At 44.3% G+C, this 19,455-nt stretch carries 20 protein-coding genes; 4 read left to right on the top strand and 16 right to left on the bottom strand.

The window, feature by feature from the left end; genetic code table 11:
* From Q384_RS08240 to aroG, 7 genes are all read right to left on the bottom strand, one after another.
* On the bottom strand, positions 1-507 hold a 507-nt coding region (locus Q384_RS08240), incomplete at its 3' end, for a BapA/Bap/LapF family prefix-like domain-containing protein (protein ID WP_037587128.1).
* Between the two features lie 709 nt (positions 508-1,216).
* Positions 1,217-2,296 (bottom strand): iron-sulfur cluster carrier protein ApbC, encoded by a 1,080-nt coding sequence (gene apbC, locus Q384_RS08235; RefSeq protein WP_037587127.1) that lies wholly within the window; start codon positions 2,294-2,296, stop codon positions 1,217-1,219.
* Between the two features lie 364 nt (positions 2,297-2,660).
* Positions 2,661-3,116 carry a chemotaxis protein CheX gene (locus tag Q384_RS08230; protein WP_084224444.1) on the bottom strand — a complete coding sequence of 152 codons (456 nt, stop codon included), beginning with the start codon at positions 3,114-3,116 and terminating at the stop codon, positions 2,661-2,663.
* Between the two features lie 14 nt (positions 3,117-3,130).
* Entirely contained in the window at positions 3,131-3,520 is a 390-nt protein-coding gene (locus Q384_RS08225) for a response regulator (RefSeq protein ID WP_037587125.1), read from the bottom strand.
* A gap of 56 nt (positions 3,521-3,576) precedes the next feature.
* A complete protein-coding gene (locus tag Q384_RS08220; RefSeq protein ID WP_169740848.1) occupies positions 3,577-5,727 on the bottom strand; it encodes an ATP-binding protein in 2,151 nt (716 codons plus the stop codon).
* Positions 5,728-6,004: 277 nt separating this feature from the next.
* On the bottom strand, positions 6,005-6,457 hold the full coding sequence (locus tag Q384_RS08215) for a type II toxin-antitoxin system HicB family antitoxin (protein WP_084224443.1): 453 nt from the start codon (positions 6,455-6,457) through the stop codon (positions 6,005-6,007).
* 761 nt (positions 6,458-7,218) lie between these two features.
* Positions 7,219-8,289 (bottom strand): 3-deoxy-7-phosphoheptulonate synthase AroG, encoded by a 1,071-nt coding sequence (gene aroG, locus Q384_RS08210; protein WP_037587122.1) that lies wholly within the window; start codon positions 8,287-8,289, stop codon positions 7,219-7,221.
* Positions 8,290-8,546: 257 nt separating this feature from the next.
* On the opposite strand from aroG, the gene Q384_RS08205 reads away from it, so the two are divergent.
* Both Q384_RS08205 and Q384_RS08200 read left to right on the top strand, forming a co-directional pair.
* Complete coding sequence (locus tag Q384_RS08205) at positions 8,547-9,038, top strand: SixA phosphatase family protein (protein ID WP_037587121.1); 492 nt, start codon at positions 8,547-8,549, stop codon at positions 9,036-9,038.
* A gap of 72 nt (positions 9,039-9,110) precedes the next feature.
* Entirely contained in the window at positions 9,111-10,295 is a 1,185-nt protein-coding gene (locus Q384_RS08200; protein ID WP_037587120.1) for an acetylornithine/succinyldiaminopimelate transaminase, read from the top strand.
* 171 nt (positions 10,296-10,466) lie between these two features.
* Here the strand turns inward: Q384_RS08200 and Q384_RS08195 are convergent, their stop codons facing one another.
* Positions 10,467-10,763 (bottom strand): FeoC-like transcriptional regulator, encoded by a 297-nt coding sequence (locus tag Q384_RS08195; RefSeq protein ID WP_084224442.1) that lies wholly within the window; start codon positions 10,761-10,763, stop codon positions 10,467-10,469.
* 105 nt (positions 10,764-10,868) lie between these two features.
* Between Q384_RS08195 and Q384_RS08190 the strand changes: the two genes are divergently transcribed.
* Positions 10,869-11,438 (top strand): L-threonylcarbamoyladenylate synthase, encoded by a 570-nt coding sequence (locus Q384_RS08190; RefSeq protein ID WP_037587119.1) that lies wholly within the window; start codon positions 10,869-10,871, stop codon positions 11,436-11,438.
* 170 nt (positions 11,439-11,608) lie between these two features.
* On the opposite strand, the gene Q384_RS08185 is transcribed toward Q384_RS08190, so the two are convergent.
* The 5 genes from Q384_RS08185 to Q384_RS08165 all read right to left on the bottom strand — a co-directional run bounded on the left by Q384_RS08185 (position 11,609) and on the right by Q384_RS08165 (position 16,273).
* On the bottom strand, positions 11,609-12,478 hold the full coding sequence (locus Q384_RS08185) for a phosphoribosylaminoimidazolesuccinocarboxamide synthase (protein ID WP_037587118.1): 870 nt from the start codon (positions 12,476-12,478) through the stop codon (positions 11,609-11,611).
* Positions 12,469-13,692 carry a J domain-containing protein gene (locus tag Q384_RS08180; protein WP_037587117.1) on the bottom strand — a complete coding sequence of 408 codons (1,224 nt, stop codon included), beginning with the start codon at positions 13,690-13,692 and terminating at the stop codon, positions 12,469-12,471. Before Q384_RS08180 ends, Q384_RS08185 begins: the two co-directional genes overlap by 10 nt.
* A gap of 92 nt (positions 13,693-13,784) precedes the next feature.
* Entirely contained in the window at positions 13,785-14,243 is a 459-nt protein-coding gene (locus Q384_RS08175; RefSeq protein ID WP_037587130.1) for a DMT family transporter, read from the bottom strand.
* Between the two features lie 130 nt (positions 14,244-14,373).
* Positions 14,374-15,282, bottom strand: a complete 909-nt coding sequence (gene era, locus Q384_RS08170; RefSeq protein WP_037587116.1) for a GTPase Era — start codon at positions 15,280-15,282, stop codon at positions 14,374-14,376.
* Positions 15,283-15,331: 49 nt separating this feature from the next.
* Positions 15,332-16,273 (bottom strand): DUF1853 family protein, encoded by a 942-nt coding sequence (locus Q384_RS08165; RefSeq protein ID WP_037587115.1) that lies wholly within the window; start codon positions 16,271-16,273, stop codon positions 15,332-15,334.
* 402 nt (positions 16,274-16,675) lie between these two features.
* Here Q384_RS08165 and tpx point away from each other — a divergent pair, with 402 nt between their 5' ends.
* Positions 16,676-17,173 (top strand): thiol peroxidase, encoded by a 498-nt coding sequence (gene tpx, locus Q384_RS08160; RefSeq protein ID WP_037587113.1) that lies wholly within the window; start codon positions 16,676-16,678, stop codon positions 17,171-17,173.
* Between the two features lie 151 nt (positions 17,174-17,324).
* Here the strand turns inward: tpx and Q384_RS08155 are convergent, their stop codons facing one another.
* From Q384_RS08155 to Q384_RS08145, 3 genes are all read right to left on the bottom strand, one after another.
* Positions 17,325-17,891, bottom strand: coding sequence for a hypoxanthine-guanine phosphoribosyltransferase (locus tag Q384_RS08155; protein WP_037587112.1), 567 nt, complete (start codon positions 17,889-17,891; stop codon positions 17,325-17,327).
* A complete protein-coding gene (locus Q384_RS08150; RefSeq protein WP_051940754.1) occupies positions 17,891-19,120 on the bottom strand; it encodes a YihY family inner membrane protein in 1,230 nt (409 codons plus the stop codon). The genes Q384_RS08155 and Q384_RS08150 overlap by 1 nt, the downstream gene beginning before the upstream one ends.
* Before the next feature lie 59 nt (positions 19,121-19,179).
* A partial coding sequence (locus tag Q384_RS08145) for an integrase core domain-containing protein (RefSeq protein WP_037587111.1) occupies positions 19,180-19,455 on the bottom strand: 276 nt, incomplete at its 5' end.

The raw sequence follows: 19,455 nt of genomic DNA, 5'->3' as shown, positions 1-19,455 counted from the left end.
ATCATCCCATTGGGAAAGACCGATGATGGCGGCGGTAATCACTGCGCCATAACCCAAAATCGGTTTCCAGCCCCACCATGCCACGGCGTGATCAACATCAATACTGCCTTCTGTCAGCAGGGGGGTGATGTTGTCAATGCTGAAATATTCAACGGAATTTAAGCAGTTGTCTTCAACGGTGGTGCGCGCCCAAATCAGATTGCCGGTGTCGTTTTCAAGCACGAGCTGATTGCCGGTGTCGGCAGCCGCATGGGCGGAAACGGTGTCTGCTTCCGCCGGTTTGTCGGCTTCGCAAACTTGGGCAAAATAGTTGTCAATGGTGATGACTTCACCATTGCTCAAGACCACGATCAGGTGATCGCCTTCTTGTTTCATTTCTACAACAGTATTTGCACCAATGCCCAGTTTCACCAGTACGTTTTCAGTGCCGGGCAGGCTCACTTCTGTGCCTTTGGTTTGCAATACAACCTTCGCGCCGGCGCGCGAAATGACTTCGATGTTGACCATGGAGTATCCCCTCTCAAGCCTAAAGTTAAATAAACACTTAAATTTCAATAAAAACAATAATTTGAAGAGCAGTGGTTTGTGAAATAAACACTGTCAAAGTCATTCACAAACATATAAGGTGAGTTAATTTTGAATAAAAATTCTAGGTGCTAAACTCTAAAACTACAGACAGCATGTGTTTTTGAAAGTAAAAGTTTGAAATACAGCGATGGTTGAATTGGTCTTTTTTTGCTGTTTCGGCAAAAAATAAATCCCATCTGGTGTATGCTGGATTGAATTTAAATGTTTGTTTATTATAAATAAAATAATTTATAAAATATGACGATGAATGCTGCCGCTAAAGAGAAATTCGGGTTGCAAAAAAACAAAAAAAGCAGTAAGCGTAAAAATATGTATAGAAAAAATTGTTATTTTTTTACGATAAAAGAAAAAGAAGAAGTAAAGAATGCTCAATTGTATTTTTAAATATAATTGATAGTTTGGTTGAGGCTGTTGGTTTACCTGATCAAAAAACCGCTCAATCCTGTTAAGAATTAAGCGGAATAATCAGCGGCATTTCAAACAGTGAATGCAGCGGTTTCAACAGCAGTATGTGCCCGCGCTTTAATCATTTAAACCTCGCGCTTCAGGGAGGGCGTGCGTGCGGTTTGGGATAGATGAAAGCTGTTCCCAAACGCCGAATGATGCCGGTAAAGGCTGGGGGTTGTGTTTATTCCACCACAATCTTTGAAAAATGTTTGCTGAAGTCTTTGCTCTTGTCGGCAATGGTTTGTACCAAAATCCATGCAGCATCTTCAAAGGCTTGGGCAACGGCAGCGTTATTTTGCTGCAAAGCAACGGCTTCTCCTGCGTCCATGGCTTCGCGCACCGCTAAAGTTAACGGCAATTGTCCCAGTAGCGGCACATTTAATTTTTCCGACAGCCGTTTGCCGCCGCCTTCTCCGAAAATCGGCTCAATATGACCGCATTGGCTGCAAATATGAGTGGACATGTTTTCTAAAACCCCAAAAATCGGAATATTGACTTTATTAAACATATCAATTGCTTTGCGTGCATCAATCAATGCGAGATCTTGCGGCGTGGTAACCACCACTGCGCCGGTAACCGGGATTTTTTGCGAAAGCGTGAGCTGAATATCGCCTGTGCCGGGCGGCAAATCGATGATTAAATAATCAACGTTGTCCCATTGGCTTTGGAACAGTAATTGTTGCAGGGCTTGGCTGACCATAGGGCCGCGCCAAATCATGGCTTGATCGGTGTTCACTAAAAAACCGATTGACATCACTTGAATACCGTTTTCAGTAGCAATCGGAATCAGTTTGCCATTTTCTTGTGTTGGGCGATTGGCGGCAACGCCAAACAGCGTGGGCTGGCTGGGGCCGTAAATGTCTGCATCCAACACGCCAACGCGTGCGCCCATGCGCTGCAATGCCACTGCCAAATTGGCAGAAACAGTTGATTTGCCCACACCGCCTTTGCCTGAACCCACCGCGATGATGTTCTTGACACCGCTGATGGTTGCCACACCTTGCTGTACTTTATGGGTTTCAATGCGGCTGTCCAGCTGCAAATGCAAACTGTTGCCGCCGATGTGCGGTATTAAGGCTGCCTGAATCGCTTCTTTTAAAATATTGGCAAGATGCAATATGGGATAAGGAAAGCGTAAATCCACATAAACATGGTTGTTTTCATGACGAATATCGGCAATGGCTTTATCACTGCCAATGGTGCGCCGGCTGTTTGGAACAGATAGGTTGCTCAGCAGCGTGCGCAGAAGGTTCAAATCCATAATGGTTGTGTATTTGGGAAAGTAAGGTTTTGTATTGTAGCTGAGTTTTGATTTGGTTGATGTAAATCAATGCAGCAGAAGTGTTTCAGGCAGCCTGAAGATATTGTAAACATATAGCTATATCTGAAATCTGCTGAATAGGCTATGTTTTCTTTTTTGAAAAAATAATAGTACAGCTATATTATCGGCGGCGCGGGGAATCTGTGGTTTGTGGCTTTGGCGTGCGGGATAAGCAGACTATGCCGCGTTGTCTGCTGCTTCTTGCCATAAAGCAAACAAAATAAAAACACTGCTTGCAAGCAAACAGTGTTTTACTCAAAACATTGAAAATCAGAAAAGCATTAAATGCTTTACTTCGCAGTCTCTATTCTTCCATGGAGATTACAATGGCGGCACTTGCGTTATCCCACTCCAAAGGAATCATACATAAATTACTGTTGTAAAACAGATCAACCGACGGCAAACCTTCAATCACAGAAGGTGTTGAAATCTCAAATTTTTCTCCGAATTCTTTGCGGGCATTACCGGCTAAAATATTAGCTATTTCACCAACCAAATCCAGCAGAATGGCAGGAGTGATATTTTTTTCATTTAGTTTTTCCAAAATGCGTTCCAAAATGATTTTAGACGCAGTGAAGTACACAATGCCGTTACGTAAACCGGTTACCTTAATGATACCGGAATATTCTTGCGCTGCTTTCAAAACAGCATTGCGGTCTATCAAAAATGGTGATTTAACAACAATTTCTGTATCGCCAATGGTATTAAAATATTTTTTGACACCGTTTAAAAAAACCAGTGCTTGTTCATCAGTCATCATACGTTTGCTTTCTGTTATTTTCCGGTTTTATTGGCAACAACTTCATTAAGTGCTTCAAACAAAACTTCTTCTGTAAAGGGTTTATGAATAAAACCACGTGCGCCGAGCGTTAATGCGTGTATACCCGTGGCTTTGTCTTCTAATGCCGATACCACCAAAATATCGGCGTTTTCATCCAGCTCAATTATTTTTTCAATACATTCCATGCCCCCCATATTATTGGTTTCCCAACCGGGCATGGTTAAATCCATGGTAACAACATCCGGTTTGAATTGTTGATACATGAATAAAGCATCATGACCATTGGATGCGGTTGCCACTACTTCAAAATCAATTTTACTTGAATAACGTGAGATTTGGTTTCGGATAACGTTGGAGTCGTCAACAATTAATAATGTATGCATATTTATTTTTCCGGTTGTGTTTTACGATTTAAGTTTAGTTTAGTTTAGTTTAGTTTTTAGTTTAAAGGAAATTCTACGATAAATTCAGTTCCTCCCAATCCGATTGTGCTGTTGTTTTTTATCGTTAATTTGCCACCCAATTCATCAATGTTGTTTTGGATAACACCCATGCCAACACCGCGGCCGGCATCTTCATCGGTATCACTTGCTGTTGAAAAACCATCACGGGTAATCAAACGATAGCAATCTTCTCGGCTGATGACTTGTGCTTGTTTTTCGGTAATCAAACCTTGATTCAGTGCTTGCTGGATAATTTTAGCAGCGTCCAGACCGCGGCCATCGTCTGCAAAGCGGTAAGTAATCAGATTGCCGTTTTGACTCAAGCCAATATTGATTAAACTGATTATGGGTTTATTTCTTGCCACACGTTCCGACGGCACTTCAATACCGTGCACAATGGCATTGCGCAAGAATTGAACAGACAATTCTTTAATGGCTGAAAATTGTTTTTTACTTAATGTCTCTGCAACATGATGGTTGAAAGTATCGCTGTTGAGCATTACTTTTTTGCTGTGCCGCAAAGAAATATCTTTGGCAAAATCAGCCAGTGTATTCAGGAAATCATTTATTTTGATTTCATCGGTTTTTTGCGCTGCATTTTGTGCTGCATTTGATTCGGGTGCACCAATCTGCCGGTTGTTTGCTGCAGCAGAAATCGGTTGCGTCGCTGTTTTTAGATCAGACATTGTTGATGCTTGCGACATACCTATTAAGATGCGGTTGATTTTGAATAAGTCGTCCAAAATGGAGACTAAGGGCAAAAAGTCTTCCCCTTTCAGTTTGTTTTTCTTACGCAACTCAGTGAGAATATCTTCCATTTTCTCTGCCATGCTCACCATAACCTTGAATCCAAGCATGCTGGATTCACCTTTGATGCTGTGCACTTGGCGGTAAATCAAATTAACCTTGCTGTCAAAATCAGATTGCGAAGATCCTTCTTCTTTTAGAATATCATTGATTTTCTTAATTTTATCTTCTGTGCTGCCGATGTATTCTTCCAGCTGATTACGTTCCATCTTAAACGCTTGGTCAAACATACTTAAATAAGAAGCATTTTGCGATTTTTCATCTTCCAGCTGCATTTGCAATATTACGGTGTCGGTTACATCAAGCACACTGACCAAGATGGATACAATTTTTTTATTGTGCAATACGCGTTTAAAGCGAAAATTTAAATATCGCTGCTCTCTGGTGCCGTGAATAGGGTTTGGTACATAAACTTCAAGTTGTTGCAAGGGGTTGAGATAAGTAATTAGTTTTTCTAAAACTTTTTCGTTATATAACTGATTAATATAGTCTTGTGTATTTTTTAATACGGTTTTATCTACCGCAATATCGTCCAAGACATTTAAAAAGTTTTGTTCGCTTAAACTTTTTCTGCCAAACAGATTTTCTAATTCGGTTGAGTGCTGTGCACCGATGTGTAAATTGGAATCCAACAAGAACAAACCCATGTTCACTGTTTCCATAATATCGGTGGTTTCTCGCCGTGCTTCTTCCAAATTTGTATATGATTGTTCTATTTCTGTTTTAGCGACAGATAATTGATTCTCGGATTTCTCCAACTCGGCATACGATTGTTCCAATTGTTTATTGGAAGTGGTTAATTCTTGGAAAGCGGTATTTATCTCTTTGTCGGCTTTAAGCAAGGTGCGCGATACAAACAATATGATGCCGATAAAATACAATATCAAAATCCCCAAAGACCAAGCAAGAATTTGGTCTTGTTTTTTATTTACTGCTTCTGTTTCTAAACGGAATACGATGCGCAAACCACTCGAAAACGTTATGAACGCTGCATTTTGATTTCGGCCGGATTGAATTAAGGTTTGTACGGGGATTAAACCATTTTCTTCCACGGACAAATCACTGTTAACGATGGAATTAATCTCTTGCTGGTAAGCATGCCAACTTTCGTTAATTTGTGCCAATTCTTCTTTAAATTTTGGTTGAACAAGGGGCTGTACCTCAATAGTAGAACCTTCTTTATTTTTGAATTGTCCACCTTTAGACAAGGTGGTCAATAAATTACCTGCCACATCAGCATCATGCTGCAATTTAGATAAGTCGGCACGAATTTTCTTATATAGGATTGAGTTGTGATATGCTGAATTTTCATCAGTCTGTACTGTGGCAACGGATGTCACATCGCTCTCAAGTTGGTTCGTGTCTGAAATTAATGTTGCAAGTTCATCGCCCACTTGGTCTAGGGCAAAAAGATGAGAGGTGCGAAGTGCTATAAATTGGTTTTGCTTATATGTGTAAGAACCAACGATGATTACCGATAGTAACATAATGAATATCAAAATAAAAAGAATTAAGTACTTACCTGAAGTACTTTTTGTTTTGATTTGTTTTTGACCGGTTTGGTCTGATGATGCCATGGAAAAACTCCCTTACATTGGATAATGTTTAAGTTATTGATTAATGTTGCGGAACGATAGGTTTGGTTTGTTTGGACGATTGAAACCATGTTAGATAGTGTTTGATGATTTTTTCTAACATGGCGTTTTCAGACAGCCCCTGTTGTTGGGCTGTCTCTTTTAATGCGTTAATCACATGCTCAGGTAAATAAATCGAATAAGGCTTCGGCGGTAACTCAAATTCAATATACATCCACGAAAATTGATCAAATTCTTCTTGAGTTGATAACTCCTCTATTGAGCTTGTTTTGATTTCACAGCCTTTTTCAATCAGTTCCTTAATGTGTTTTGGCACTAATTTATAAATCTGCTCCATGCCGGATTCCAATGAATGGCTGGGAATTTCACAGTTGGGAATATCCGGAACTGCAAAACCATATTCACCATCTGGAAAGCAGATAATACCAACTGCTATTTTAATAGTATTTTTATTCATAATGTAGTGTGGTTTCATGAAGATATATTTAGATAGATTTTCTGAACAAAAAAATAATTATTTATCTAAAGAATATGCAACATTCGATTAGGATTGATAAATCAGTTAGCCAGCTATCTAGTTAGCCAGCTATCTAGTTAGCCAGCTATCTAGTTAGCCAGCTATCTAGTTAGCCAGCCATCTAGTTAGTCAGTTAAGTTATTAAAATACAGTTACAATTTCAGCAGTTAAAATTTTAGTGTATGAATTCTAATGTATGAAAGTGTGGCAATAGATATACCATATTGCACCGCAATATTCTTTGATTATAATCAAACAATATTTTAACACAATAGTGTTTTTTGTTTATGCTAAACGACATAGCTAAACTACTTCTTTTTTATCATGCAGCAATCCGACACAATCAGGTCCTGTACGGCAGAAACCGGAATGAAAGCCATATCCATGTGCAGAAAATAGTTGTTTAGTTGTATATTGTGTTTATGGTTTATTTTTGAATAACGCTAGCTCAATGAAAAAACGATGGTTTTATCCAAAATCAGTATGGAAAGTACAGCAGAGTGATAATAAATTGTGAAATAAAAACAGATGGTTTGTTTTAAAACAGGTTGCCTGAAAACCGTTTCAGGCAACCTGGTGCTATTTGGTTGTTCTTTGAAGCCCAACTCTGTAAGGGAAAAATTTCAATCCGGGTGTGGTTTGAGTGTGGTGAAAACACAACATTCGAATACTCACTTCAAGCAAGCCCATCAAGTATAAACCTAAAAGGAGGGGGTATTTTATGCGTTTGTGCTTGACTCGTGCCGGCGCACCCGAACCGCTTCGGCAAGCAAAGCCAGCAAGCGTTCGGTGTCGTCCCAGCCGATACACGCGTCGGTAATGCTTTTACCATATATTTCGGGATTGTCTTGACGGCCCTCCTGTAAATGACTTTCCACCATCACGCCCATGATATTCGGTTCACCGTGTTTCAGCTGAATGGCCACGTCTTCGGCAACTTCCATTTGCCGCTTGTAATCTTTGCGGCTGTTGGCGTGGCTGAAATCCACCATAAGTTTGGGGGTAACGCCTGCCTTGGTTAATTCGGCAGCGGCTGCCTGAACGTGTTCGGCACTGTAATTCGGTTCTTTGCCGCCGCGCAAAATCACATGGCAATCGGGGTTGCCGCCGGTGTGGACAATGGCGGAGTGTCCGGCTTTGGTTACCGACAAAAAGTGGTGCGGGTGGCTCGCTGCGCCGATGGCGTCAATGGCAATTTTTAAGTTGCCGTCTGTGCCGTTTTTAAAACCAACCGGACAAGATAAGCCGGACGCCAATTCCCTGTGTACTTGGCTTTCGGTGGTGCGCGCGCCGATTGCGCCCCATGAAATCAAATCGGCATAATACTGCGGGGTAATCATGTCCAAAAATTCAGTGGAAGCGGGCATGCCCAGATTATTAAGCGTCAATAATAATTTTCGGGCTTGGCGCAAACCATAGTTGATGTCGAAGCTGCCGTCTAAATGCGGGTCGTTGATTAATCCTTTCCAGCCAACAGTGGTGCGCGGTTTTTCAAAATACACCCGCATAACAATCAATAATTCTTCAGTGTATTGCCGCCGCAAGGGCAATAAACGCTGTGCGTATTCAATCGCTGCGTTTGGATCGTGAATGGAGCAAGGACCGATAATCACCAACAAACGGTTATCTCGCCCGTGTACCAAATCTGCAATTTCACGGCGGGTTTGATACACCAAATCCGATGCTTGTTCGGTAATCGGCAGTTCATATAAATGCGCAATCGGCGGCAGCAGTTCTTTGATGGCTTTGATGCGAACATCATCGGTTTGATGCGCTAAATCTGGACTCATGATTCTTCCTGTGTGCTGACTCAATGTGTTATTTTAAGGGTTTAAGGCTGGGCAGACTATCGGGTTTACCGAAAAAAATCAAGGCATTGTTTTGCTGTTATCTGAGCATAATCAACCCATAAATATTGGCTTATAAGAAAAAAATGGCGTGCAATAAAAAAATAACGCCAGCCTGTTGGCAGATTACGGCTTTTTATGTATGGAACTTGCTAAAATTAACGCACTCGTGCGAGGAATAAAAATAAAGAGGAAAAAAGATGGAATTGATTTTGTGGCGTCATGCGGAAGCGGAAGAAAGTGAATCGGATTTGGCGCGGAAACTGACGGCGAAAGGTCAAAAACAAGCCAAACAGACCGCTAAATGGCTCAAATCCTGTTTGCCGCACACGCGCCAAATTTGGGTGTCGCAAGCGATACGCAGCCAGCAAACGGCGGCGTTTTTGGATAGCGAAAACCACGTTGTTCCCATGCTTAATCCCGATGCCGATGCACGGCAATTAACCAAGCTGTTGCTGCGGCAAGCAGATGATGCCGTTTTGGTGTGGGTGGGTCATCAGCCGTGGCTGGGGCAATTGTGCGCCTACTTGCTTAACGAAGATTGGTTATCAACGCCGTTGTGGTCGGTAAAAAAAAGCGGTGTTTGGTGGTTTTCGCTGAATTTCAGAGACAATCACCGCATTGAAGCCAGAGTCAAAGCGGTGTGGAATCATTCTGCGGTATTGACGGCGATAACACATTCGACAAAATAGCATGGCTCATTATATATTGACACACTCAATTAACACAGGCTGCCTGAAACAGTAAAAACAACGGATAATGCCATGACCAACAATTACTTAACACCCAATTATGCCTTTGCCGATATGCTGCCGGATCACGCTTCAGGCAGCCGTGTTTGGGATATTCACGGCAAAGAATACATTGATTTTGCCGGCGGCATTGCCGTTAATGCTTTGGGGCATTGCCACCCTGCTTTAATTGACGCACTGACTGCACAGGCGCATCGGCTGTGGCATATATCCAATATCTACACCACCCAACCGGCGCAAGCCTTGGCAAAACGGCTTACAGAAAATACTTTTGCCGACAAAGTATTTTTTTGTAATTCCGGCGCGGAAGCCAACGAAGCTGCGTTTAAATTGGCGCGCAAATATGCCCGCGATCATTTTGGTGCAGACAGCGGGAAAACCGAGATTATCGCGTGTATCAACGGTTTTCACGGGCGGACATTGTTTACTGTATCCGTCGGCGGACAGCCCAAATACAACCGAGATTTCGCGCCCTTGCCCGGCGGTATCCGCCACATTTCGTTTAACGATACCGCTGCTTTGCATGAAGCGGTTGGTGCGAAAACCTGTGCCGTGGTGATTGAACCGATACAGGGTGAAAGCGGCGTATTGCCTGCCGATGCTGCTTTTCTTCAGGCAGCCCGTGCGTGCTGCGATCAACATCAGGCACTGCTGATTTTGGACGAAGTACAAACCGGCATGGGGCGCACCGGTAAATTATTTGCCTATCAGCACCACGGCATTTGCCCCGATGTTTTGACTTCTGCCAAAGCCTTGGGCAGTGGCTTTCCCATTGGCGCAATGATGACCACCGATAAGGTCGCATCCAGCTTCAGCGCAGGCAGCCACGGCAGTACTTTCGGCGGTAATCCTTTGGCGTGTGCTGTGGGTTGTGCCGCGTTTGACATCATCAATCAAGCCGATACTTTGGCACATGTTAATCGTCAAGGCGCGGCTCTTCAGGCAGCCTTAAACGCTGTTGCCGCCGATACGGGTGTGTTTAAAGAAGTGCGCGGACAAGGCTTGCTGATTGGTTGTGTGCTGGCGGATCAATACGCCGAACGTGCGGCAGAATTGAATAAAACCACTTTGCGCCACGGGTTGATGACTTTGGCGGCAAGCAATCGCGTTTTGCGCTTGGCACCGAGTTTATTGCTGAATGATGAAGATTTACAGGAAGGCGTGGCACGTTTGCGTTTGGCAGTGAGTGCGTTTTAGGCTGCCTGAAAATTATATATTGCCCTGAAAAACAACCCCAATTTTGGCTGGGGTTGTTTGGGGCATTTGGGTGTGTTTTCATTGTTTCACGGAATAAAACACATTGATTGGAAACTTCGCCTTTGTCGGGCAGCGGTGATTCCGCAGTTATTCAGCCATTAATGGCAATAATCAAATTGCCTCGATTCGGAATATCGGCTTTGTTTTTGCCGCGCCGTTTGTCGGTTTGTCTGCCATGCTGTCTGCCCCTGTCCATTCATAAATTTGCAAAGCGGTTGAATCACAGGCGCAGCAATCAGATTTACCGCATGAAGAACCTTGCGGCAAGGCAACGACTCGCCCTTTGCGCACCAAAACTTGCAGCATGGCTTCCACTGCGTCGGGCGATGCGTTCAGTGCCGCCGCCATGTCTTGTAAACTGGCACGGCGGCTTTGGTGCAGGTAATGACTTAATTGAGCAAGAATCATCGGATTTCCTTTAGAAAATAATGCTGTTGCTGATTATTTTATTTGAGAATAAATATCATTTACTATCCTACCGCAAACACAGCAAAATGAAAAGTATCTTGATTTATGGCATTGAATAACCGCCCCGCCGGCAAACAGCGGTATCGTCTGCGGGCGCATTTAAAAGCCGGCGGCGTGGTGGCGTATCCCACGGAAAGCAGCTACGGTTTGGGCTGTTTGCCGCGTCATGCACTGGGTTTGCGCCGCATTGTGCAGCTGAAAAAGCGAAACCAGCACAAAGGTTTGGTGCTTATCGGACATGATTGGGCATCGCTTCGCGGTTTATTGCACAGGCTGCCTGAAAACCAAGAAGCCACATTATTAACACATTGGCCTGCTGCCAAAACCTTTCTGCTGCCTGCTGCCAAACGCGTTTTGCCTTTATTGCGCGGCAAAGGCAGAAGCACATTGGCAGTGCGCATTCCCGATTTGGAAACCGCCCGATTTTTGTGCCGTGCTGTCGGCAGTGCTTTGGTGTCCACGTCATGCAACTGCGCCGGTAAACGTGCTTGCCGCCAAAGCCGAGAAGTATGCCGCCAGTTTGGTAAACGTGTTTGGATTATCGACGGGCGTATTGGTAAACAAAAACAGCCCAGCCAAATCATTGACTGGGCAAGCGGTAAACGGCTGCGTTAGTGCGTGCTTCAATTGGTACACAGTGCCGTTAAATAATGAAACAGCGGGTATTTAAAACCCATAACGGCATTGTACCTCACCTTGTGGGACACGCTGCCGTCATTGAAATTTGCTCTGATTTGAAACACAAATTCTTTTAAACATAAATTCGCAACAAAATAAACCGCTGATTATTTTTCTCGGCTGCCTGTTAATAAATACAAGGCTTCGCGGTATTTTTCTGCGGTTTTTTCAATAATTTCCTGTGGCACGCGCGGCGCGGGTGCTTGTTTGTTCCAGCCGCTTTGGGTGAGCCAATCGCGGATGAATTGTTTGTCGAACGAGGGTGGATTGCTGCCGACGCGGTATTGATTGGCAGGCCAAAAACGGCTGGAATCCGGTGTTAATACTTCGTCCATTAGGGTTAATGTGCCGTTTTCATCTAAGCCGAATTCAAATTTGGTGTCGCAGATGATGATGCCGCGTTGTGCTGCGTATTGTGCCGCTTCGGTATAAAGGGCAATGGCTTTATCGCGAACCTGTACGGCTAAATCGCTGCCGATAAGTTCTTCGCATTCGGCAAAGCTGATGTTTTCATCATGATCGCCCACTGCGGCTTTGGTGGACGGGGTGAAAATCACTTCAGGCAGCCGCGCCGCTTCTTGCAAATTTTCAGGCAGCTTGATGCCGCATACCGCGCCTGTTTGCTGATAGTCTTTCCAGCCGCTGCCCGCCAAATAGCCGCGCACAATGGCTTCCACTTTAACGGGCGTGAGTTTTTTTGCCACAACCGCCCGTTTGGCAACGGCATCGGCTTCATCTTTGGGCAAAACATCATAAACCGTATCGCCTGTGAAATGATTGGGCATGATGTGTTTGAGTTTTTCAAACCAAAAATTGGAAATTTGGGTAAGAATTTCGCCTTTGCCCGGAATCGGGTCGTCCAAAATCACATCAAACGCCGATAAGCGGTCTGATGCCACCATCAAAATGCGGTGTTCATCAATTTTGTATAAATCCCGTACTTTGCCGGAGTAGATTTTGGTTAAATTCAGCTGCATGGTGATTCCTTGATTTTGTTTAATTCAATGGATTGTTTGATTTTTATTTGTTGTAAAAACATACGGGCTCGGGTATGACCTTGTTTGCAGGCTTGTTGTATTTGTTGTAAACCGTAGGCTTGGTTTTTGTTGGTCAGTTGTTGATGATAATAGCGAATTCCCAGTTCATACAACGCACCCGGATGCGCTTTGGCAGCCGCTTGGCGCATGTATTGTAGCCCTTTGGTTTCATCGTGTTCCCATACATTACTGCGAGAATAATGAGCGTATAAATAGTTATTACCCAATTGGTACAGCGCGGAGGCTTCGCCCTGTTGTTCACCTTTGGCTAAATAGTGTTTTACTGCTTGGATACTGTGTTCTGTTGTATAGCCGTTTTTTCCTTTCAGCATTGCTAATTGCGTCCATGCTCGTGTTTCGCCTTTTTCTGCGGCTTGCAGCAAATATTGTTCAGCAAGTTCAAAATTTTGTTCGCTTGTACTGCTAATACCTGCACCCATGTAAAGTGTACCCAAGCCCAGCAGGGCTTTCGGGTCATTGCTTTTTGCCTTATGGAGAAAATAAGGCTTTACCAATTCAATAGTGGTGGTGTTAAGAATAATACCGCCCGCACACACTGCATGCAAATAATACTCCGCCAGAAAAGAGAGGGATTCGGGATGACCTATTTTGCTGAGTCGGTGCAATGCTGCAAATGCTTTGTCGAAATTGCCCTTATCCAAATCGTCTTTGGCAAGAAGAAGTAAAGCATGGTAATGCGCTTCAGCGATGCTGTGGTTTCCTGCATTTTGTGCGGTTTCAGCAACTTCAAAATCAGGGTTATTGATAGTTATGTTTGTTCCATTGTTTACTGTTGGTTCAGGCGATAAATCTGCCGATGCCGTAAACCAATATGAACCGACTAAGCACAATAGCAAAACAGATAAGATTCGCCAAAAATATTTTTTGTTACGCCATTTTTCAGGCTGTTCGATGTGTCGTGGTTGTTTTGCGGTATTGCTTTTTGCCTTATTTTTGGATTTCAGTTCAGGGTGTGCTTGAAATAAGGCGGTATTGTATTTTTGGCGAGTTTCTGTCTGGAGTAGGGTTGCACGGATTTTTTGCAGTTGCGCTGAGGTAAATCGCCGACTCGATTCAGCCGCAGCAATGGCTTGTTTAACTTCGCTGTTTGAGGCGTGGGGTTCTAAGCCCAGTATTGCGTATAAATTGACCATAATATGGTGTTCCGCAAAGAGTATTGTTTGCTGATAATTTTACTCTCTGTGCGGTGTTTTTGTTCGGCGGTATTGACAGTTTTTGTATCAATCTAGGCAGAACGATTGGAAAACAGCATTAATACACCGCCCGAGAAAATCAATAACAAGCCAATTATTTTCAATGGATTTAATGCCTGGGCGGGCATATTCAGCCAGCCGATTTTATCCAGTGCGGCAGCAAAGAAAATTTGTCCCAAAAACACCCATACCAAGGTATTTGCTGCGCCGATTTTCGGGGCGGCGATAAACATAAATAAGAGATAAAACGCGCCGATAAAGCCCATGCTCCACATCCACCATTGGGTTTTCTGCCAGTGCGGCGGCAAAATTTTATCGCCGAGCAAGTAGGTCAATAACACTGAAGTCAGCAAGCCGCCGGCATACAGATATACCGTTGCTTGAATTTGTGATGCGTTGCTGCTGTGCCGAAACGCGCTGATGATGCCGATTTGGATCGGTACAATTGCGCCGCCCAAAGCACACAGCAAGGCATAGGGCAATGTTTTCATTATTGTATTCCCTGTGAATAAAACACCATTGACAGCAGTGCCGTGCCGCATTCCGGTGCGGACATTGATTTTGCCAATAGGTGTTGCGGTGTCTTTATGATGTTGATAATGATGCCGTTCACGCAATTTATCACAAACCCAATTCACGCAAAAAGCGGACATCGTCTGCCCAGCCTGATTTTACTTTCGCAAATATTTTTAAAAATACTTTGGTATCAAATAATTTTTCCATATCCAAACGCGCTTCGGTGGATATTTTCTTTAATTTTTCACCGCCTTTGCCGATAAGTATGCCTTTTTGGCTGTCTTTTTCCACCAAAACAGCGATAAAAATGCGGTATAAGCCGTCTTCTTCGGTGAATTGCTCCACTTCCACATTCATGGCATAAGGCAGCTCTTCACCCAAATAGCGAAACAATTTTTCACGCACAATTTCCATTGCCAAAAAGCGCGAGGATTTGTCGGTAATCATGTCTTCCGGGTAGAGCGGTACACTTTCAGGCAGTGCCGGCTTAATGTCGGCAATCAAATTGACAATGCGCAAACCGTGCTTGGCACTCACCACTTCTGCATCGGCAAAGTCGTATTCGCGGCGCACGTCATCAATAAACGCCTGCAAACGCACTGTATCTTTGGCTTTTTCTTGGTCAATTTTGTTTACCACCAACCACACGGGTGTATGGCGCGGCAGTTGGCGCAAGACTTCGCGGTCAGCATCGGTAAAACGCATGGCTTCGATAACAAACAGCACAACATCAACGCCGTTTAAGGCTTCTACTACATTTTGATTGAGGCGGTCGTTGAGGGCGTTGCGGTGGTGGGTTTGAAAACCGGGTGTATCCACAAACACCAGTTGTGCGTCTGTATCGGTATAAATACCGTTCACTTTATGACGCGTGGTTTGGGCTTTTTTGCTGGTGATGCTGATTTTTTGACCAATTAAGTGGTTCATCAGCGTGGATTTGCCGACGTTCGGACGTCCAACAATGGCAATAAAGCCGCAGCGAAATGGTGTGGTGTGGGTGGTTTTGTCATTCATTGGGGTGATTTCGGCGGCGCATTGATGCTGATATTAGGCTGAAACGCGCTCAAATTGAAATAGATACTTTCATTATACGCTGAACTTCATGCCAGCAGCCGTCGGCTCTTTGGTTCAGCAGTGCTGCCATGCCGTGTTGTATGGTATTGATGTTGCCGATTGCCTGGGTTTCGGATTCAATAACACGCACGGGCGAGAGCAGTGCCATGCGGTCAATGGGCGCAAAACGGCTGTCTTCGGGCAAATTTAAGCGGTTTAAAATGACTTGCCAGTCTGTGCCGTAAACACCAAACCATGCCAAGGGATTGATTAACCCGTTTTCAGGTAGCCTGTTGCCCTTTTGACCGTTCACCCGCGCATTCTTTGCGGGATTGATTAACCCGTTTTCAGGCAGCCTGTTGCCGTTCGGTAAAAACAACATGCCGCGCAATAAGCTGGCTCGATGTAGTTCATCAGCGCGGATATTTAATTTTGCCAGTAAAGGTTCGCACAGCGGCGAAGCGGAGAGGGCAAGCTGTTGCTGAATTTTTTGAATTTTTTCGGTCAGGTGTTCTTGCGGATTAAGCCCGGCAAAGTTATTTTCGGAATCGCTGCCGTAGTATTTACACGCCAATTCAATGTGATAAATTTTGCCGTTCAGGCGAGCGATGAAATCCAATGCGCCTGAAGTTGTGCCGTCGGCTTGGTAAACGGGTGTGTTGTGTGCCAATAATTCTGTGTGCGGCGCATGGCTGAACCAAAATGCCAGCAAGTGCTCGGCGTATCGCCCCAAACTGCGGGGAAAAGGCTGTTCGGCATTTAAGTATGCCGATAAAGCGGCTGGATTGTCGTCTAATGCCAGTAAATAGCGAAATCCATGCTCGCTCAGTAAATCAGTAATCGGCAGCTCACTGCCGCTCAGCCACGGTGCGGGTGCCGTGAGTAATGAGGCTAAATCCCGTACTTGAGGAGTGTGTAAACGCCACCACAGTGCGTCTAAGGCGTAATTCATATCGGATTGGGTGTTGTTGATAAATGCGTACTTAGTGAACCATTTTCAGGCAACTGTTTGTTTGCATTGACTGCGCGGATTGGATTGTAGGGCTTTTTGATGAGCCTGAAAAATTTATTATCACGCTGCCGAAAACAGGTGTTTAAAAGGTTGATTTAATCTATCTTACCTCACAGAGGGGCTGAAATAATCACGGTATCTGAAATATTGTGTTTGCCGATGAGTCCGAATGGTTTACAATTTTTTCAGGGCAATATATAAGGGCAATATATAAGGCAGCCTGTTAAAGTACAAGGCTGATCGAAAAATAAATCAACCGAATTTCAGTGAGAATATTGTGGTTTAAAGGTTAGCCGCAATACATCGTCATTCAATCAAAAACAATCAAGGAAGGAAAACAATATGTCTGAAGTTACTTTAAGCGGTTCTTTGGTGCACGTGGGCGGTATTTTTCCGCAAAAAGGCACGCAAGCGGTGGATTTTCAGCTCACGGCTGTGGATTTGAGTGAAGTGGATTTAACAACTTATGCGGGTAAGCGCAAAGTGTTGAATATTTTCCCCAGTGTGGATACCGGTGTGTGCGCCACGTCGGTGCGCCGTTTTAATGCGGAAGCGGCGGCTTTGGTAAATACGGTGGTTTTGTGTGTTTCTGCCGATTTACCGTTTGCGCAAGCGCGGTTTTGCGGGGCGGAAGGATTGGAAAATGTGGTGATGCTGTCTGTTTTCCGTTCGCCGAACTTCAAAGATGCTTACGGTGTGGCGATTCAGGACAGTCCGCTTGCCGGTTTGTGCGCCCGTGCTGTGGTGGTTTTGGACGAGAATAATGTGGTTTTACACAGCGAATTGGTGAGTGAAATTAAAAATGAACCCGATTACGCCAAGGCTTTGGCGGTGTTGTGATGTTGTTTTCAGGCAGCCTGTTGCGTGAAAGGGCTGCCTGAAAAATATCGGCAATGGGGCAGCGGTTATTTCAAGCGCGGCAATCCGTGCATTCAATATTAAGCCGCAACGGAATATACCGCGCTTTGTATTTGCTGAGCGCAGTGTGTATTTAATGTCCTGCCAGTGCGTAAATCGCGTCCAGATTGCGCCATGAGCCTTTTATGTCCATGCCATAGCCGAATACATAACGATTCGGCACACTTAAGCCGATAAAATCGGCACTCAGCGGTTTTTCTTTACCGGTGCGTTTGTCGGCGAATACGGCGGTGTGGCAGGAAGCTGCGCCCAAATCCAATACTTTTTGCTTAATTGCCGCCATGGTATAGCCTTCGTCCAAAATATCGTCTAAAACCAAAACCGCGCGTCCGGCAACATCGTTTTGCGGTGCGCGTTTCCATTGGAATTCTCCGCCTTTGAGTTTGTCGCCGTAGCGCGATACATGAACGTAGTCAAAATCCAGCGGGAAGCGCAGCAGGGGCAGCAATTTTCCGGTGAATACCACTGCACCGCCCATAACCGATAACACCAAAGGATATTGTTCACCCAGCGTTTGCGTGATTTCGGCAGCCATGTTTTGTAAGGCGGCATCGCAAGCGGCGGTGTTAAACAATAAATCGGCAGTATCCAGTAAAGATTGAGTATCTTGGCGTTTTGTGTCTAAATCGATCGGTTTCATCAAACAGCCCTTTCATAGATGGCTATGGTTGCGGCAAAATCTGCCAAACTGATGTTCATGTCTTCGATGCCGCGGTGCATTAAATTTTTGATGTGTACGGCAACGGTGTCGTCAATTGATGAGGGCGAATACACAAATTGCTGGAATAAGGTGTCAAGCTCAATATGATTTGAATCGGTTTTTAACACCCAGCCGTCTTGTCCGCGCACCACATAATTTTGTGCTGCCAATTTGGTGAGTAAATCGCCCAATTCATCAAAACCCAGATTGATGTGTTTTCTGAATTGTTGAATTTTGAATCCCTTGCCTTCTTTTTGTGCTTGGTTGAGCAATAACAGAATTTTAAGCACGTCTTCAAAACGCCCGCCGCGATGAAAAGTGCGGCGGAAGGCTTCGTCTTGCCAATACGATAAAGCCGCAGTAAACACCGCGCCTGAGAGCAAAATCATCCACAGCAAATGCAGCCACAACAAAAACACGGGAACGGCAGCAAATGTGCCATACACCAATTGGTAACTGTTGAAATTTTTCACATATAAGCCAAAGCCGCTGCGCACCAGTTCAAATATCAGTGCGGTTAATACTGCGCCAAAAAGTGCGTGCGGCGTGGGAACAAAGCGGAAAGGTACAATTTTATACAATAAAAACAACAGAATAGTAATGAATCCGATGGACGAAAATAATTGCACGATTTTGCTGATAACGGGATAGTCGGCAGTAAAATCGGCGTGGCTCATCAAAAAGCCCCAAGCGGACAAACCAAAACCCAGCACCAAAGGTCCTAAAGTTAATAATGTCCAATACACCAAAACGCGCATGGTGAGCGGGCGGGCTTGCCTTACCCGCCAAATTTGATTGAAGGTGCGCTCAATGGTTTGTACCAGCAGCAAAGACGTTACCATCATCATGATGATGCCAATGGCGGTTAAATTACCTGCCTGATGCCGAAATTGCAGCAGATAAGTGCTGACCGTTTCCGCACCGGACGGTGTGATCACCGAGGTGATAAATGTATTGAATTTATCGGAGATGTCGCCGAACATCGGAAACGCGGCAATCACCACCACCGTTACCGTAAACAGCGGCACCAGTGCCAAAAGCGTGGTGAAGGTGAGGCTGGCTGAAACCTGCGGCACGTTCACGGCATTAAACCGCCCGATTAAAAAGCGAATAAACGCGATAATTCGGTGGTTTAACAAACATTTTGAACGCAACAAGAGCTTAAGCATAAACAAAAATAAGCATGAAAATAAAAATTTTATCGGATTATATGTAAGAATTACCCGCGTTATTTACACTTTTCATCAAAATAAAAATATTTCTCTAGTACCTCGTATGGTGTCGCCCCGTTAAGTGATTTATGGGGCTTCACCGTATTGTAGTAGTTGATGAAGCGATTTAGCTCCAGCTTTCGATGCTCACTGTCCTGAAAGCGTGTTTTATCGTGCCACATCTGCATCAACGTCCTGATAACCCGCTCTGCCTTACCATTGGTCTGTGGGCGGGCAACTCGGGTAAATTTTTGATTGATGCGATGTTCTGTACAGACAATTTTGAAAGCATG

Origin of the sequence: Stenoxybacter acetivorans DSM 19021, from assembly GCF_000745895.1 — a bacterium.
Lineage (GTDB): Bacteria > Pseudomonadota > Gammaproteobacteria > Burkholderiales > Neisseriaceae > Stenoxybacter > Stenoxybacter acetivorans.
Note: the sequence above shows the minus strand (reverse complement) of the source record. Positions and strands in the feature narration are given on the sequence as shown.